The organism is Rhizobium sp. KDH_Rht_773_N (genome assembly GCF_052946295.1).
Genome location: NZ_CM129525.1, coordinates 1,021,090 through 1,036,763, shown reverse-complemented (window position 1 = coordinate 1,036,763; position 15,674 = coordinate 1,021,090). Strand labels below are relative to the sequence as shown.

Genomic DNA, 15,674 nt, shown 5'->3' with positions numbered 1-15,674 from the left:
CGGCCTCGGCGTCAGGATCCGGCGAATAGTATCAGCAAGAGAGTTGAGGAGTTGGCTGAGGAACCTGGAGCCGGAGAAACGTTCCTAAAACCCGTTTACTTTCAGTCTGTTGCTCGATGTCACGTCAACAATGTGGGGGTAGTTTGTGGGGGTGTCAACAATTAAGGTTTTAGGGCCTTCAAAAACGTTCAACTCACTGCTGACTCATGCTTCTTAAATCCCATCTGGTCGTTGCCCGCCGTCACCCCTTTAAGGCTTGATCGCTCTCAATGCAGCCGTCCGGCTGAACCCGGGCCGTTCGCGACTCGATATCCGACCGCCATCTAGCCCGGTAGTTCTGCGAGGGCTGCGCCTGCCGCGGCTGGTTGAGCGTCGGCGCGGTATCCTTTAGTGGCAATCTGATTCTCGACGGCATCGCCGAAGGTGCGCATGAGTGCGATTGTTCTATCCGCAATGTCATCAAGGTCTTCCACAGCTACAAAGGTGTTTTCACCGTGAGCTATCTCATTTCTGCGCTTCAATAACAAAACGTCCAAGAATGTTTCTGATGCCGAAAAATCATCAATGGATAGTCCACAGACAGTACAGATGTCTGTAAGGACGTCATAGTTTAGGTTTGCCTTCGTGTTTATCAGGTCAACGTTTGTCTTTGAGAAGCGCTTATCTGCGGAAAAAAGAATTTCATCGACGAGAGCGCATCGATCTTTCACGCTGGTTCTGTTGATGGATAAGGCCGCTAGTCGAGGAAGGAAGTAATTCCGTAGGAATTGCGAATTCAGCTCCGAATATTGAAGCTTCCTCCTTGCAATGAAGTCCATGTACTTCATTGCTGTGAATTTTACGTACCCTTCCCAGTGTGCGTAACACACCGTTACGAGGGCTCTGAGGAGAACAGTTTGAAGCGTTCGGTCAGCACGCCGGACCGCGGATTTGAGATCGGAAATCTCCCTCAAACGCCACGTGCGGTCTTGAGTGATCTGATCGCTGAATTCGTCTTCGGTGAATGCCTTGCTCATGCGGCAAACCATTTCTCCCCGAACGGTACCGTTCTTTGGATCCTTGTGGTGCCACGCATCCCGGGCGCTGTAAGGCCTTTGACACCATCTTGGGCCCAGAAGGATTTGAGTTGGTCGCGGACAAAGTCAATTGAGTCTTGTTTCGCCTTGATGTGGTCTAGGTTTTTCGCGATTCCGACCGCGATACCTTCGAGAGCGACGAGACCAATTTTCCCTGAGGCATGGTTAGCATCCCATCGGCGTAGGGCATCCGCACCAGCCGCCTTATCGAGCAGATCGAAAGTCTCGGTAATCTGCTTGACTGCCTTAGCTCGATCTCCGGCAATAGCCAGTTGAACGATTCCCTCATCAATGTACTCTTCTACATCCAGTTTGCCGTCGTACGCTATGTTGGTATGGACGAGGAACCGGACCGCGAGTTCCATATGACGCTGCTTTGAAGCTTGATCGTCGGAAACGTTTGTCACCCTTCGGAACTGGTCTGACTCCGCTGCATCCTTGACGCCTGCGAAGAAATCCTTGTTAACCATCAACATAATACAGTTGCGCAGCTCCTGCGCATTCGCCTGGGTTCCCCCAGCGTTCAATCTTTGAAAAAGATCGAACTTGGTCTGATCATCGCTGGGCCGTTTTAGAATCTCGACGCCTATTCGTGCACGTCGGATTGCGATCTGGTGACTTTTGTCGATTGGAGCCTGCTCATCTAGGGGGATGTGTTCCAATCGCTCGGACTTCTCCCACACGCCGTTATGGAGCGATGGAAGGTATTTCGTTGCCTCAAGGATAGATGGCGGACGAAGACTACCATCCTCTTCCCTCAACTTCCCCATGAACTCTAGGATCGTGGAAATCCGTTGGAGCCCATCAATGAGTTCCCATGTACCGTCATTTTTCTCGAACACAAAGATCGACGGAAGAGGTATGCCAAGCAGAAGAGATTCTATCAGTTTCGACTTTTGACCAACTTCCCATCGGAACATCCGCTGAAAATCCGGATCAACGACGATTTCCTTATCGTCATACATTGTGACAATTTCGCCGATAGACATCTGATAGGCATCGGTTTTGACGCTACGTTGGGCTGCTTCGATCTCTGCGGTGAGCATTGGCTTCTCCATGTTGGTCGTGGAGGATATTCGATTCACCGATCAACCGATAGTAGGTTGGTATTGACGTCGGCTCGCCGCCCGTCGAGCCTAGAAAAACCGCCATCACAGGGCTCGCAACCCTCCGGCGGTTTTCACAAGGTGTTCCAAAATGCTGAACGACATTGTTGAGAATGTAAAGTCGCCGTTGACGACGGCTTGAGCGCCGGGCTCGGATACTCCACCTCCGAAGCCGAGCCGAACCATATCTTTCAAAACCAAATTGCTGACAACGCTCCGTCTGGCCTCGCCAGATTTGATTACAGCGCGTTCGATGCGCGCCAACATCTCGAAAATCTCCATCCCTACAATGGTCGTGACGGCGGCATCCGGAATGGAGCCGTGTCCTTCGCCCAACGTGCGCGCGATGGCAACGGCAAGCGACATGGATCTAAGTTATTGAATTACAACAGGTAAAGTGGCTGGGGAACCTGGATTCGAACCAAGATCGACGGAGTCAGAGTCCGCTGTTCTACCATTGAACTATTCCCCAGCAGCTGCGAACCGCACCGGTTCGGCTGGTGTGCGGCGCTTATAAACAAAAGCGGGCGGAATGCAAATACCCGTTTTGAAAAAATTCCATCCTGCCAATCCGGGTGAAAATTGAACGGCTAAAATCCGGAATCAAAAAGAATTTGGTGATTTCGTCGCTCGCTGATATTCTCGCGCCAACGCAAAAATCGAATGAGCGCCTGCTGCATACCTTTCCGGACTTGCGCGGCGCGGTGGAAAACGAACGTGGAAGACCCCGAGGGCGGCGCAAAGCCGCAATTTGACGGGGCGACGGCGGCAGGGCGCAGGGACGGCAAGAAGTCCAGGCGTCGCAAGGGCAAGCGCGGCGGGCAATCCCGCAGCGCCGCTCATCCCGCTTCGCATGATCTTGTCGGCCATGCCGGCGAGGCTGCGCGCCCGAAGGACGATCCGGAAAGCCCGGCCCGTAAGCGCAAGCGCCGCCGTCGCGGTGGGCGCGGCGCATCTCAATCCGATAGTTCCGCCCAGTCGCAGCCCGTGGTTCAGGCCGCCGGTCACGGTCATGCTCCGCGCCCGGAGGGTGATTCGTCCTCCAGCCGCCGCAACCGGCGCAAACATCGCAGCAAGCGCGGCCTGCAGGGCCGGCCGCTGGCTCCGGTGCAGGCGCCGCCGTCCGCGCGGCCGGAGCAGCGCGCCGAAGCCCCTTCGCGCGCTCTGCTCCGCGAGGGGCAGGATGCCGATGCGGGTCATCGCCGAAACCGCCAGCCGGGTCATGACGAGGAGCGGGCCGCCGGCGATCATCCTTGGCCGGACGAGCTTTATGCCGCGCTCGATCTCGGCACCAACAATTGCCGCCTGCTGATCGCCCAGCCGACGCGCCCCGGCCAGTTTCGCGTCGTCGATGCCTTCTCGCGCATCGTGCGTCTCGGCGAGGGGCTTGCCGCCAGCGGCAGGCTGTCCGACGAGGCGATGGAGCGCGCGATCGATGCGCTTCGCATCTGCGCCTCCAAGCTTCGCAACCGCGAAATCCGCCGCATGCGGCTGATCGCCACCGAGGCCTGCCGGCAGGCGGCCAATGGCGAGGAATTCCTGCAGCGGGTCGTGACCGAGACCGGGCTGGAACTGGAAATCATCGACCGGGAGACCGAGGCGCGGCTGGCCGTTTCCGGCTGCTCGTCGCTGGTCGGGCGCGAGGCGCGCTCCGTCGTGCTGTTCGATATCGGCGGCGGCTCCTCGGAAATCGCCGTCATCCGCATCGGCGACAACCGCTTCGCCCGCCTTGCCAACCACATCACCCACTGGACCTCGCTTCCCGTCGGCGTGGTCACGCTGTCGGAACGCCATGGCGGCCGCGATGTGACGCCCGATGTTTTCGAGGGCATGGTGCGCGAAGTCGCCGGCATGCTGTCTGCGTTCGATTGCCCGGAAATCGAAATTGCCGAGGATGGCGATTTCCATCTGATCGGCACCTCGGGCACGGTGACGACGCTTGCCGGCGTGCATCTTGACCTGCCGCGTTACGATCGCCGCAAGGTCGACGGCATATGGCTGTCGGATGACGAGGTCTCCGCCATGCAGGCGAAGCTTCTTTCCTGGAATTTCGAAAGCCGCGCCGCCAATCCCTGCATCGGGCCGGACCGCGCCGATCTGGTTCTGGCCGGCTGCGCCATTCTGGAGGCGATCCGCCGCCGCTGGCCGAGCCCGCGCATGCGGGTTGCCGATCGCGGCTTGAGGGAAGGGCTGCTCACCGACATGATGGCCGATGACGGTGTGTGGCGGCGGCACCGCAGCCGCCGCGGCCAGCGGGGTAACAAGGGGTAGGCATGACCAAGGCACCGATCGGCCGCAAGCTCGGCCAGCGCGTCAAGAAGAAGAAGCTGAAGGCTTCCTCCCGCCAGTGGCTGCAGCGCCATATCAACGATCCCTATGTGCAGCGCGCGCAGCTCGAAGGCTATCGCGCCCGCGCGGCTTTCAAGCTGCTGGAGATCGACGAGAAATACAACATCCTGAAGGGCGCCAAGCGCATCATCGATCTGGGCGCCGCGCCCGGCAGCTGGTCGCAGATCGCCGCCAAGGTGACGGGGTCGACGGACGAGGATATCCGCGTGGCCGCGATCGACTTTCTGGAAATGGCGCAGCTTCCGGGCGTGAAGATCCTCCAGCTCGACTTTCTCGATCCTACGGCACCCGAAAAGCTGATGGAGGCCGTCGGCGGCACGCCCGATCTGGTGATTTCCGATATGGCCGCCCCCACGACCGGCCACCACCGCACAGACCATCTGCGCACCATGCATCTTTGCGAGGTCGCCGCCCATTTCGCGATCGAAGTGCTGGGCGAGGGCGGGCATTTCCTCGCCAAGACCTTTCAGGGCGGCACCGAGCGCGATCTGCTCGCCATGCTGAAGCAGCATTTCCGCCAGGTCGTGCATGTCAAGCCGGCCTCGTCGCGCGCCGAATCGGTGGAAATGTTCCTGCTGGCGAAAGGCTTCAAGGGCCGCAAGGCCGAAGCGGCGCCCGAGAGCGCCTGATCTGTTCGCAAGGCAGAAGAGCGGCCTTTATTTGACCGGTTGCTGCTCGGCATTGATCGCCGGCGGCACCTGCTTGGCGCGGTGGCCGGAAACGGAGGCCCCGGCATCCTTGGCCATGCGCACAAAGGGGATGGTGGCAAGCACCGTCAGGCCGGCAATGACGAAGAAGGCGATGTGGAAATCGACGATCTGCAGCTCGGCGCCGCGCAGATAGATCGACGTTTCCAGGATCGACGCGGCAACGGCAACGCCGAGCGCGAGGCTCACCTGCTGCATGACGGAGGCCATGGAGGTCGCCTGGCTTGCCTGCGCATCGTCGATATCGGCAAAGGCCAGCGCGTTGACGCCGGTGAACATGAAGGAGCGCGAGAAGCCGCCGAGCAGCAGCACGCCGATGATGAGCAGATGCGGCGTATCCGGCGTGAAGAGGCCGGTAACGGCTGTGACGACCGTCGTCACCGCGCCGGCGCACAGAAGCGTCGTGCGGAAGCCGATCGCCTTGTAGACGCGGCGCGCGATGAACTTTGTGGTAATGGCGCCGATCGCGCCGGAAAAGGTGATCAGGCCGGACTGGAAGGGCGTCAGCCCGAAGCCGAGCTGCAGCATCAGCGGCGTCAGGAAAGGCATGGCGCCGACGCAGATGCGAAACAGCGTGCCGCCGCTGGTCGAGGCGCGGAAGGTCGAATTCTTGAACAGGTTCAGGTCGAGGATCGGCGTCGGATAGCGCCTGGCATGGCGCACGTAAAGCACGCCGCAGATGATGCCGATGGCCGTGGCCGAGATGCCGATGATCGGCGGCAGCGCCGGAAGGCTGACGACCGACAGGCCGAAGACGACGCCGGCAGCGGCAAGGCTGGTCAGGATGAAACCGTTGAAATCGAGCTTCGGCGGCGCCGTCGCCTCGATTTCCGGCAGGAAGATGGTCGCCAGCCACACGCCGATGACGCCGACCGGCACGTTGATCAGGAAGATCCAGTGCCAGCTGAAATAGGTGGTGATGAAGCCGCCGAGCGGCGGGCCGGCAAGCGGGCCGACAAGGGCGGGAATCGTCAAGAGCGCCATGGCCGAAACCAGTTCGCTCTTCTGCGTGGTGCGCACCAGCACGAGGCGCCCGACCGGCGTCATCATCGCGCCGCCCATGCCCTGCAGGAAGCGCGCGAAGACGAATTCGACAAGGCTGGAGGAGAAGGCACAGAAGATGGAGCCGACGACGAAGACGCAGATCGCCAGGCGGAAGATTTTCTTGGCGCCGAAACGGTCCGCCATCCAGCCGCTGATGGGAATGAACACCGCCAGCGCCACCATATAGGACGTGAGCGCCAGTTTCAGGGTGATCGGCCCGACATGCAGATCGGCCGCGATGGCCGGCAGGGCCGTCGAGATCACGGTCGAATCCATCTGTTCCATGAAAAGGGCAACAGCAAGGATCAGCGGGACAATGCGGTTCATAGGCGATTGCCTTGATGGGGGCGGAAAGGGCGCGGAAGGCCCGTGCTGTGTAGTCCCAGTTGTCGGCTGTGCCAATCCCCCAATCGGGTTCCATTACAAGTTTGGATCACGACTGCGTGAGACGGCTTGCTCGACACTTTCGCCTCTCAGGATTGACATATGCTTACCTGGCCGGGGCCAGAAATCGGTCGCATCCTATCGGTGGGCGTGCTGCGACGCACCGCACAGCGTCGAGCATGGAAATGCCGTTCCCTTCGCTCGGTTTCGTCGAGAAGCAGGAGACCGGTTATCGCTTCGTGCCGAAGGCCTGTCAGTTCGATATTTGAACCGGACATGTCGCGCAAAACTGCGCAGCGGTTTTGCGGCAACGATATGCGGCACGTTCAATCTGCATAGCTGCCATACCGAGCCCGGCGGCCAGCCGGGCTATTTTGCTATTTCCTTCCTGTCATAGACGTGTTACCAGCCCTCGCCAACTTCCATAAACTCATGCACACCGCCGGTGCGGACGATTCGTACCGGGTGGGGCGCATTTTTCTTTCTTGAAGGAATTTGGCCATGGCTCGCATCATAGAAACGCCGACCGGACTGGACGCACTCACCTTCGACGACGTGCTGCTGCAACCCGGTCATTCCGAAGTCCTCCCCGGCCAGACGAGTGTCGCAACCCGCATCGCCCCCGACTTCGAACTGAATATCCCGATCATCTCGGCCGCGATGGATACCGTCACCGAAGGCCGGCTGGCGATCGCCATGGCCCAGGCCGGCGGCCTCGGCGTCATCCACAAGAACCTGACGCCGGCCGAACAGGCCGAGCAGGTTCGCCAGGTCAAGAAGTTCGAAAGCGGCATGGTCGTCAATCCCGTGACGATCGGCCCGGACGCCACCCTTGCCGATGCGCTGGCGCTGATGAAGATGCACGGCATTTCCGGCATCCCGGTCGTCGAGAAGTCCGGCCGCCTCGTCGGCATCCTCACCAACCGCGACGTGCGCTTTGCTTCCGATCCCAAGCAGAAGATCTACGAACTCATGACCCGCGAAAATCTCGTGACGGTCAAGGAAAGCGTCGATCAGCAGGAGGCCAAGCGGCTGCTGCACGCCCACCGCATCGAGAAGCTGCTGGTGGTGGACGGCGAAGGCCGTTGCGTCGGTCTCATCACCGTCAAGGACATCGAAAAGGCGCAGCTGAACCCGAACGCCTCCAAGGATGCGCAGGGCCGCCTGCGGGCCGCCGCTGCCGTCGGCGTCGGTGAGGATGGTTTCGAGCGTGCCGAGCGTCTGATCGATGCCGGCGTCGACCTGCTCGTCGTCGATACGGCCCACGGTCATTCGGCCCGCGTTCTCGAAGCGGTCGGCCGCGTCAAGAAGCTTTCCAATTCCGTTCGCATCATGGCCGGCAATGTCGCGACCTATGACGGCACCAAGGCGCTGATCGATGCCGGCGCCGACGCCGTGAAGGTCGGTATCGGACCGGGCTCGATCTGCACCACGCGCGTCGTTGCCGGCGTCGGCGTTCCCCAGCTTGCCGCCATCATGTCGGCGGTCGAGGCCGCGAAGGCGCAGGACATTCCTGTCATCGCCGATGGCGGCATCAAGTTCTCGGGCGACGTGGCCAAGGCCATCGCTTCGGGCGCCTCCGCCGTCATGGTCGGCTCGCTGCTTGCCGGCACGGACGAAAGCCCGGGTGAGGTCTATCTCTACCAGGGCCGCTCCTTCAAGGCCTATCGCGGCATGGGCTCTGTCGGCGCCATGGCGCGCGGCTCGGCGGACCGCTACTTCCAGGCGGAAGTGCGCGACACGCTGAAGCTGGTGCCGGAAGGCATCGAAGGCCAGGTTCCCTACAAGGGTCCGGTTTCCGGCGTGCTGCATCAGCTCGCCGGCGGCCTCAAGGCGGCCATGGGCTATGTCGGCGGCAAGGACATCAAGGAGTTCCAGGACCGCGCCACCTTCGTGCGCATCTCCAGCGCCGGCCTGCGCGAAAGCCATCCGCATGACGTGACGATCACCCGCGAAAGCCCGAACTATCCGGGCGTCGGCGTCTGACCATGAAGGCGGGCAGCGCAATTCCGTTGTGGATCATCGCGCTGCTCGCCGCCCTCTGCCTCGTCGTCCTCGGCTGGACGACCTTCGGCTTCACCATGCCCTTCGAGCATGAGACGGGCCAGGCGGTACTCGACACCTATTTCGCCGGTTACGACGAATCCGCCGTCTTCGATATGCAGGCGCTGCTCGATCAGAACGAAACGGCCAGCCGCATTCTCCGGGCCATGTATTTCGGTCCGGAACTCGTCTTTCCCGCCCTTTTGACGGCACTTCTGTTTCTGATTTTCCTGCGGCTCGGGCCGATCGAGACATGGCGCGGCCGCCAGGCGCCCCGCCTGCTCGGGCGCATCACCTATCTCCTGCCTTTCATCTACGGCTTTGCGGATTACAGCGAAAACATCTCGAGCCTCCTTGCCTTCAGCGACAGCGGCGCCGCCGGCATTGCGGCGCAAATCCTGCCGTGGATGACAAAGCTGAAATTCGCAAGCCTTGCCGTCTGCGCCATTCTGATCGTGCGCGGCGCGCTTCTTGGCGGTTCGCGCGAAGGCTGATCGGTTGCTGCATTTTCCTTTTGCGCAATTGCCGGCGCAGGGCCGCTGCACTCTTTTGCCGGAATGGCTCTGCTGCGGCCAGCGCCACGCCGGCTGCGAGAGCCGTGCCGCAAGGAAATCCCCGCCTGCGAACATTCGAGCTTCATAGCCGGCGCCGAAATCTTCGCCGCTGGTGGCATCGCCGCAGGCCGCCTTGGCTCTGGCATCGGTCCGGCCTTTCCGCTACTGCTCCCCGCTGTCGCCAAAGGAGAGGAATGACCGATGACCGGCTATGAGATGTTCTGGCCTCTGCTTGCCCATGTCCTGCTGGTCTATCTCCTTTACGGCCTGCTCGGCCTGCGCCGCGGCAAGGACGTCCGCGAGGGGCGGATGCAGAAATCCGGTTACCGCGAAAACCGCGACGAGCCGGTCGAGAGTCTCTTCGTCAAGAACAGCCTGGCCAACCAGTTCGAGCTGCCGGTGCTTTTCTATGCCTGCAGCATTCTTCTTTATATTACCGAGGCCGATAATCTCGTCGCCGTCCTGCTCGCCTGGCTGTTCGTCGCTCTGCGCTATGCGCATGCCTATGTGCATGTCACCAGCAACGACCTGCGTTACCGCAGCCCGCTTTTCGCCGCCGGTTTCGTCGTGCTCGCCGCCATGTGGGCCTGGCTTGCCGGCTGGATGCTGTTCTCCTGATCCGAACGCGTCCGGTAACGGAGTTTTGTTCCTGCGTTATCGGCCGCTGACCTATGTTCTCCCATGCCGATTGGGCATGGGGTAGGGAACAGAGGAGGTCTGTCATGGAAAAGCCCGTCATTACACAGGCGATGATCAACGCCTATGATGAATATACGCATCTGACGCTCGATCGCCGCAGTTTCATGGACAAGCTCACCAAGCTTGCCGGTTCGGCAACCGCGGCTGCGGCAATTGCGCCGCTGCTTGCCGCCAACAAGGCCGCCGCCGAGGTCGTCGCCGAAAACGACGATCGTCTGACCGGGCAGGATATTACCTACCCCGGCAGCGGCGGGGACATGAAAGGCTATCTGGTGCAGCCGAAGGACGCGTCCGGCAAGCTCGGCGCCGTCATCGTTATCCATGAAAACCGCGGCCTCAACCCGCATATCCGCGATGTCGCCCGCCGCATGGCGCTGGAAGGCTTCGTGGCGCTTGCCCCCGATTTCCTGTCGCCGCAGGGCGGCACGCCGCAGAATGAGGATCAGGCGCGCGAAATGTTCAGCAAGCTCGATGCGGCCACGGTTGCCGCCAATGGCGAGGCGACGGTCGCCTACCTTTCCAAACTCGATGCGGCCAACGGCAATGTCGGCGCGATCGGCTTCTGCTGGGGCGGCGGTGCGGTCAACAATCTCGCCACCAAATCGCCGGAACTGAAAGCGGGCGTTGCCTATTACGGCGCCCAGCCGCCGGCTGCAGAAGTCCCCAATATCAAGGCGGCGCTCTTGCTCCACTATGCCGGCCTCGACGACCGCATCAATGCCGGCATCGATGCCTTCCGGAAGGCGCTGGAGGAGAATGGTAAAAAATTCGAGATCTACGTCTATGACGGCGTCAACCACGCCTTCAACAACGATACGTCGGCTGCCCGCTACGACAAGGCGGCAGCCGAACTCGCCTGGAGCCGCACGGTCGCGTTTCTGAAACAGAACCTTGCCTGAGCCGGGCTTTCGCCCTGCGCAGCAAGGCGGCGGACCCGGTCGACAGGTGCCAGGCCGTCTTGCTGAACAAAGTGCTAAGAGCAGTTTTTACACAGACCAAAACGGGGTGTAACGCCCCGTTTTCCATGGGCTCTTGCCATTGCCTAAAATCCGACCATTTCCATTTACGACGGATGAAGACCTGCATGTCATATCGGCCCGACGCGCCGGTATGACACACTGCCTCCGTCGCTCAATAACAAGACAGATGGGAACCACATGGGCGCGGACATTTCGGATCGCATTGCTCTTCGCAGGAAGCCGAAACAGGAGCGGAGCATCCAGCGGCTGGATCTGATCCTCAACGCCGCCGCCGCCATCATCGCGGAAAAGGGCGTCAGCGCCATGCGGATGACCGAGCTTGCGGTCGCCGCAAAAGTTCCGATCGGTTCGGTCTATCAATATTTCCCGGAGAAGGCGGCGATCGTCAAAGCGCTGTTCGACCGCCATGCCCAGGCGATCCAGCAGAAGACGGCGGAAATGTTCGCCGACGTCCAGTCCTTCGACGAAGCGCTCGACCTGATCTCCGCAATGATCGACTGGTACTATGCCGAATACCGCAACGATGCCGCCTATCTCGGCGTCTGGATGGGCACGGAGACGGATCAGGATCTCCTGCGCCTGAATATCGAGCACAGCGGCCATGTCGCCGAGATATTCCAGGAAGCCGTGCGCCGCCTGGCGCCGGAATTCTGCGACGAACAAATGAAAGCGCGCACCTACCTGTTCAGTCACCTGATCGGTGCGGCCGTCCGTCTTGCGGTATTGAGCGAAAACGGCTTCGGCGAGAATATTCTCAAGGAATGGAAGCGCGTGATCCGCGCTTCCCTCTTTGCTCCAACGTCCGTTTCGGCGGCTTGAAACCGCCTACCAGCTCGGCATCATGCTCGCCGCAGCCTTGAGCCGCGGATAGTGGCGGGCGTAACCCGTCTTCATATCGTGCTCCAGCCCGTCCTCGATGACGGTCGGCGTGATATTGTCGAGGCAGGCGGTGATGTGTGCCGTAATCGCATTCATCAGCGACAGCGAAACGCCGGGCCGCTTCATGATGCCGATCTGGACCGGCGGCAGCGCCGGGAAACCGTCTGCCTGGCTCAAGACCTTCATGCCCGTGCGCAGCGCCGATTCCGGCATGACCGAAACCGCCATGCCGGCAAGTACGGCGGAGGCGACCACGGTGCAGGACCAACTCGTGAACAGGACCTGATACTCGCGGCCGACCGCATCGAGCGCGGAGCAGGCAAGCTGACGCCACTGGCAGTCGCGGCGGCCGACGGCCAGCGGCACCGGAGCGTCGTCCCGGATCGGATGGTTGGCGGAACTGACCCAGCAGAGCGGCTCCGTGCGCACCACATCCGAAATGCGCTCGCGCGGATTGTGCGTCACAAGCGCGATATCGAGCTCGCCCTTGTGCATGCGTTCGGCCAGATCCACCGAAGGCTCGCAGACGATGTAGAGCTCGACGTTCGGATGCGTCTTAGCAAAGCGCCCGATAATCTCGGGCATATAACGATCGGCGTAATCGTCTGGCGTGCCGATGCGCAGCGTGCCTTCCAGCCGGTTGTCATCGAAGGCGGCAATCGCCTCGTTGTTCAGGCGGATGATGCGGCGCGCATAGTTGAGCAGCTTCTCGCCCTCCACCGTCAGCCGGTTGCCGCGGCCGTCCTTGATGAAGAGCTGCTTGCCGATGCGTTCTTCCAGCCGCCGCATCTGCATGGAGACGGCGGACTGTGTCTTGTAGACCTTGTCGGCGGCCTTGGTGAAGCTGCCGGAGTCCACGATTGCGATGAAGGTCTGCAACTGGTCGATATCAAGAGGCGCCGACATGATCTTGTCCATCCATAAAGATCGCTGATGCTAATCATTAGAAACATTCGTTGGACTGATCAATACTCCTTTGGCATCTTCGGGATGCAAATCAAGCAAAGTGAAGGACAGACACCCTGCCTGTCCGCCCTGTGACCGGCTTGACCCTTCCTGCACGACCTCGCAGGCGGGGTGGGCCGTTCTGCGCCCGAAGAAAGGAGAGTTCGATGCGCACTCATGAACAGACACTAGAACTCGACTGCGGCAAGCTCGCCCCGACGTTCACCCAGCGTCTCATGGCCGCTTTCTCGCCGCTGGCAACCGCTCTTCGCATTCTGCGCAATCGCTCGCAGGTGAACGGGCTGCACGAACTCGATGATTATCAGTTGCGCGATATCGGCCTGACGCGGGCCGACGTCACCTCCGCATTCCTGGCTTCGACCTTCTTTGAAGATCCGTCGGAGCATCTGACGCAGGCGGCCAAGCGCCGCTGGCGTATTGCGCTCACGCGCCCCTACCGGGGCTGAGCGCACGCGTTTCCCCGCAGGGTGATAGCCAATAGCCCTGCCGCTTGACCCGGTGATCGGCTTTCCCAGCCATCTCCGGGTTTTTTTATTTCCTGGCCGTGGAAGAGGGGGCTTCGGGGGAGGGCGTGGATTTCGGCCGGTAGGCCTCGAAAATCGCTTCGAGGCTCTTCTGATAGCCCTTCTGCACTTCGAGACCGCTGTCGAACATCGTATTCAGCATCTGCGTATAACTGTCGTTTTCGGCCTTGCGCTCTTCCTTCGGCGGCTCCGCAGCCTTGGCCGCGGGCTGTTGAAGGTTTGCCATCATGTCCTGGAATGCCCTGGCGAAGGGATTGTCGAGGAAGGGATTGGCCGGCTCAGGCTGAGGCTCCGGCTTCGGCACGCTGAACATCAGCTGCATGGCCTGCGTGAACGGATTATCGAAGATGCTGGGTTCGGGTGCCGCCTTCGGCTTCGGCGCAAAGCCGGTGCTCTCCAGCCATTTCTGGATCGTCTCGCCCATGGCGGTATTGACGAACGGGTTGACCGGCGAGGCCATCTGTCCCGTCGACTGCTTGAAAAGCCCGCCCATCAGCGTGCCGGCCATAACCGGCAGCATCTGCTTGTAGATCTCCTGGCCGATGCCGGTCATCTGCGCGGCCTGCGCGGCGACGGCGCGCGAGACCTCCTTGGAACCGAAGACCTGGGAAAGAATGGTGTTGCCGTCGGAAATGCCCTCGGGCGTGAAGGCCTTGCTCATGTCCTCGAAATATTTGCCATAATTGCCGGAGGCCACCGCCTGCATCAGGCCCGCGAAATCGTAAGGGTTGGCCGTGCTGCGCTTGAGGCCGGCGGAAAAAGCCGGCATCAGTGCCGCCATCGCCTTCGTCGCCTGTTCCTGGGCGAGGTTGAACTGTTTGGCGATGGCATCCATCGCCGCCCCGTTCTGCGCCTGCATCATCATGTCGAAAAGCGGCAGCATAAGAGTCCCTTTCCCGAGTCGTGGCGCATGTTCGCGCCACTATAGCTCGAAAAGGCAATGCGCAAACGGCTTTTTGGAAAGGGCCTGTTGCCTCTTAATATTGATATTCCTGGAAAACCGGCTCGACCGAGCCGTTCCAGCGGCCGTGATAGAGCGCCAGCAGATCCTCGCCAAGCGTCGCCTTCTTGGCGAGAACCTCGTCGAGCGGCGCCAGGAAGACGCTCTCGTCGACACCCTCGCCGTTCAGCCTGTTGCGCGCCTTGAGGCCGGCGCGGGAAATATTGACGACCTCGCGCGCCGTCTCGATCAGCTGGTGGCCGCGGAAGCTGGCTTTCAGGCCTTCTTCCGGCACGGCGTTGCGCAGCGCGTTGACCTCGTCGAAACGCCAGTCCTTCGTCAGCAAATCGGCCGCTTCGAGGGCGGCGTCGTCATAGAGCAGGCCGACCCAGAAGGCCGGCAGCGCACAGATGCGCCGCCACGGACCGCCGTCCGCACCGCGCATTTCCAGGAAGCGTTTCAGGCGCACGTCCGGGAAGAGCGTCGAAAGATGGTTCGTCCAGTCGCCCATCGTCGGCTCGTAAGCGGCGATCTCGCCCTTCAGCGCGCCGTTCATGAATTGCCGGAAAGTGACATGGGTCGCCTTGTGATAGTGGCCGTCGCGCATGACGAAATACATGGGCACGTCGAGCGCCCATTCGGCATAGTCCTTGAAGCCGAAATCGTCGCGGAAGGTGAAGTCCAGGAGGCCGCTGCGCTGGTTGTCCACGTCGCGCCAGACATCGCCGCGCCAGGAGAACATGCCGTTCGGCCTGCCTTCGGTGAAGGGAGAGGACGCGAAAAGCGCTGTTGCCAGCGACTGCAGTTTCATCGAGACGCGCATCTTGCGGCGCATGTCGTCTTCCGAGGAGAAATCGAGATTCACCTGGATCGTGCAGGTGCGGTACATCATGTCGAGGCCGCGTGTGCCGACCTCGGGCATGTAGTTGGTCATGATCTCGTAGCGGGATTTCGGCATATGCGGGGTCTCCGCATAGGTCCATTTCGGGCTGCCGCCGATGCCGAGGAAGCCGATGCCCATCGGCTCGGCGATCTCGCGCACCTGCGCCAGATGCAGGTTGGATTCCTTGCAGGTCTGGTGAATGTTTTCGAGCGGCGCGCCCGAGAGTTCGAACTGGCCGCCGGGCTCGATCGAGATGGCGCCCATGCCGTTCTGCTCGCCGAGACCGATGATGTTGTCGCCGTCCATGATCGGCTCCCAGCCGCTCCTGGCCTGCAGGCCCTTGAGGAGCGCCGAAATGCTGGCCTCGCCGAAATAGGGAACCGGGCTGTTGTCCTTGCGGAAGAAGACGAACTTCTCATGCTCGGTGCCAATGCGGAACCGTTCCTTCGGCTTGTTGCCGGCGGCAAGATAGTCGGTCAGCTCCTGAACCGAAGAGAGCGGCGTCTGGTCGGTAGTGTCGCGAGCCATGAAATTACCTGT

The 15,674-nt window shown here is 61.0% G+C and carries 15 protein-coding genes and 1 tRNA gene; 8 read left to right on the top strand and 8 right to left on the bottom strand.

What is annotated here, in order from left to right; all coding sequences use genetic code 11:
- Window positions 1-323: 323 nt before the first annotated feature.
- From ACU8HS_RS05330 to ACU8HS_RS05315, 4 genes are all read right to left on the bottom strand, one after another.
- Window positions 324-1,016, bottom strand: coding sequence for an MAE_28990/MAE_18760 family HEPN-like nuclease (locus ACU8HS_RS05330; RefSeq protein WP_112570930.1), 693 nt, complete (start codon window positions 1,014-1,016; stop codon window positions 324-326).
- Window positions 1,013-2,122: a DUF262 domain-containing protein gene (locus ACU8HS_RS05325; protein ID WP_112570932.1), complete on the bottom strand. Its 1,110-nt coding sequence runs from the start codon at window positions 2,120-2,122 to the stop codon at window positions 1,013-1,015. Before ACU8HS_RS05325 ends, ACU8HS_RS05330 begins: the two co-directional genes overlap by 4 nt.
- A 105-nt stretch (window positions 2,123-2,227) precedes the next feature.
- Window positions 2,228-2,548, bottom strand: a complete 321-nt coding sequence (locus ACU8HS_RS05320) for a hypothetical protein (RefSeq protein WP_112570934.1) — start codon at window positions 2,546-2,548, stop codon at window positions 2,228-2,230.
- A gap of 32 nt (window positions 2,549-2,580) precedes the next feature.
- Window positions 2,581-2,654, bottom strand: a tRNA-Gln gene (locus ACU8HS_RS05315).
- A 245-nt stretch (window positions 2,655-2,899) separates the two neighbouring features.
- On the opposite strand from ACU8HS_RS05315, the gene ACU8HS_RS05310 reads away from it, so the two are divergent.
- Window positions 2,900-4,453 carry a Ppx/GppA phosphatase family protein gene (locus ACU8HS_RS05310; RefSeq protein WP_447015520.1) on the top strand — a complete coding sequence of 518 codons (1,554 nt, stop codon included), beginning with the start codon at window positions 2,900-2,902 and terminating at the stop codon, window positions 4,451-4,453.
- A gap of 2 nt (window positions 4,454-4,455) precedes the next feature.
- Window positions 4,456-5,160, top strand: a complete 705-nt coding sequence (locus ACU8HS_RS05305) for an RlmE family RNA methyltransferase (protein WP_112570938.1) — start codon at window positions 4,456-4,458, stop codon at window positions 5,158-5,160.
- Window positions 5,161-5,187: 27 nt separating this feature from the next.
- On the opposite strand, the gene ACU8HS_RS05300 is transcribed toward ACU8HS_RS05305, so the two are convergent.
- On the bottom strand, window positions 5,188-6,609 hold the full coding sequence (locus ACU8HS_RS05300) for a DHA2 family efflux MFS transporter permease subunit (RefSeq protein WP_112759318.1): 1,422 nt from the start codon (window positions 6,607-6,609) through the stop codon (window positions 5,188-5,190).
- A 558-nt stretch (window positions 6,610-7,167) separates the two neighbouring features.
- Between ACU8HS_RS05300 and guaB the strand changes: the two genes are divergently transcribed.
- The 5 genes from guaB (at window position 7,168) to ACU8HS_RS05275 (ending at window position 11,761) form a co-directional block, all read left to right on the top strand.
- Window positions 7,168-8,652 carry an IMP dehydrogenase gene (gene guaB, locus ACU8HS_RS05295; protein WP_112570942.1) on the top strand — a complete coding sequence of 495 codons (1,485 nt, stop codon included), beginning with the start codon at window positions 7,168-7,170 and terminating at the stop codon, window positions 8,650-8,652.
- A gap of 2 nt (window positions 8,653-8,654) precedes the next feature.
- Window positions 8,655-9,203, top strand: a complete 549-nt coding sequence (locus ACU8HS_RS05290; RefSeq protein ID WP_112570944.1) for a hypothetical protein — start codon at window positions 8,655-8,657, stop codon at window positions 9,201-9,203.
- A gap of 261 nt (window positions 9,204-9,464) precedes the next feature.
- Window positions 9,465-9,881 carry an MAPEG family protein gene (locus tag ACU8HS_RS05285; protein ID WP_112704646.1) on the top strand — a complete coding sequence of 139 codons (417 nt, stop codon included), beginning with the start codon at window positions 9,465-9,467 and terminating at the stop codon, window positions 9,879-9,881.
- Window positions 9,882-9,985: 104 nt separating this feature from the next.
- Window positions 9,986-10,861, top strand: a complete 876-nt coding sequence (locus tag ACU8HS_RS05280) for a dienelactone hydrolase family protein (RefSeq protein WP_112704647.1) — start codon at window positions 9,986-9,988, stop codon at window positions 10,859-10,861.
- 258 nt (window positions 10,862-11,119) lie between these two features.
- The gene (locus ACU8HS_RS05275; protein WP_447015519.1) at window positions 11,120-11,761 is read left to right on the top strand and encodes a TetR family transcriptional regulator; all 642 of its coding nucleotides are present in this window, start codon (window positions 11,120-11,122) and stop codon (window positions 11,759-11,761) included.
- A 6-nt stretch (window positions 11,762-11,767) separates the two neighbouring features.
- Here ACU8HS_RS05275 and ACU8HS_RS05270 read toward each other — a convergent pair whose 3' ends face one another.
- Window positions 11,768-12,727: a LysR substrate-binding domain-containing protein gene (locus ACU8HS_RS05270; RefSeq protein WP_112571053.1), complete on the bottom strand. Its 960-nt coding sequence runs from the start codon at window positions 12,725-12,727 to the stop codon at window positions 11,768-11,770.
- A 206-nt stretch (window positions 12,728-12,933) separates the two neighbouring features.
- Here ACU8HS_RS05270 and ACU8HS_RS05265 point away from each other — a divergent pair, with 206 nt between their 5' ends.
- The gene (locus ACU8HS_RS05265; protein WP_447015518.1) at window positions 12,934-13,233 is read left to right on the top strand and encodes a DUF1127 domain-containing protein; all 300 of its coding nucleotides are present in this window, start codon (window positions 12,934-12,936) and stop codon (window positions 13,231-13,233) included.
- Between the two features lie 85 nt (window positions 13,234-13,318).
- Here ACU8HS_RS05265 and ACU8HS_RS05260 read toward each other — a convergent pair whose 3' ends face one another.
- Both ACU8HS_RS05260 and ACU8HS_RS05255 read right to left on the bottom strand, forming a co-directional pair.
- A complete protein-coding gene (locus ACU8HS_RS05260; protein WP_447015517.1) occupies window positions 13,319-14,194 on the bottom strand; it encodes a DUF937 domain-containing protein in 876 nt (291 codons plus the stop codon).
- A 94-nt stretch (window positions 14,195-14,288) separates the two neighbouring features.
- On the bottom strand, window positions 14,289-15,662 hold the full coding sequence (locus ACU8HS_RS05255; RefSeq protein WP_447015516.1) for a glutamate--cysteine ligase: 1,374 nt from the start codon (window positions 15,660-15,662) through the stop codon (window positions 14,289-14,291).
- Window positions 15,663-15,674 lie beyond the last annotated feature (12 nt).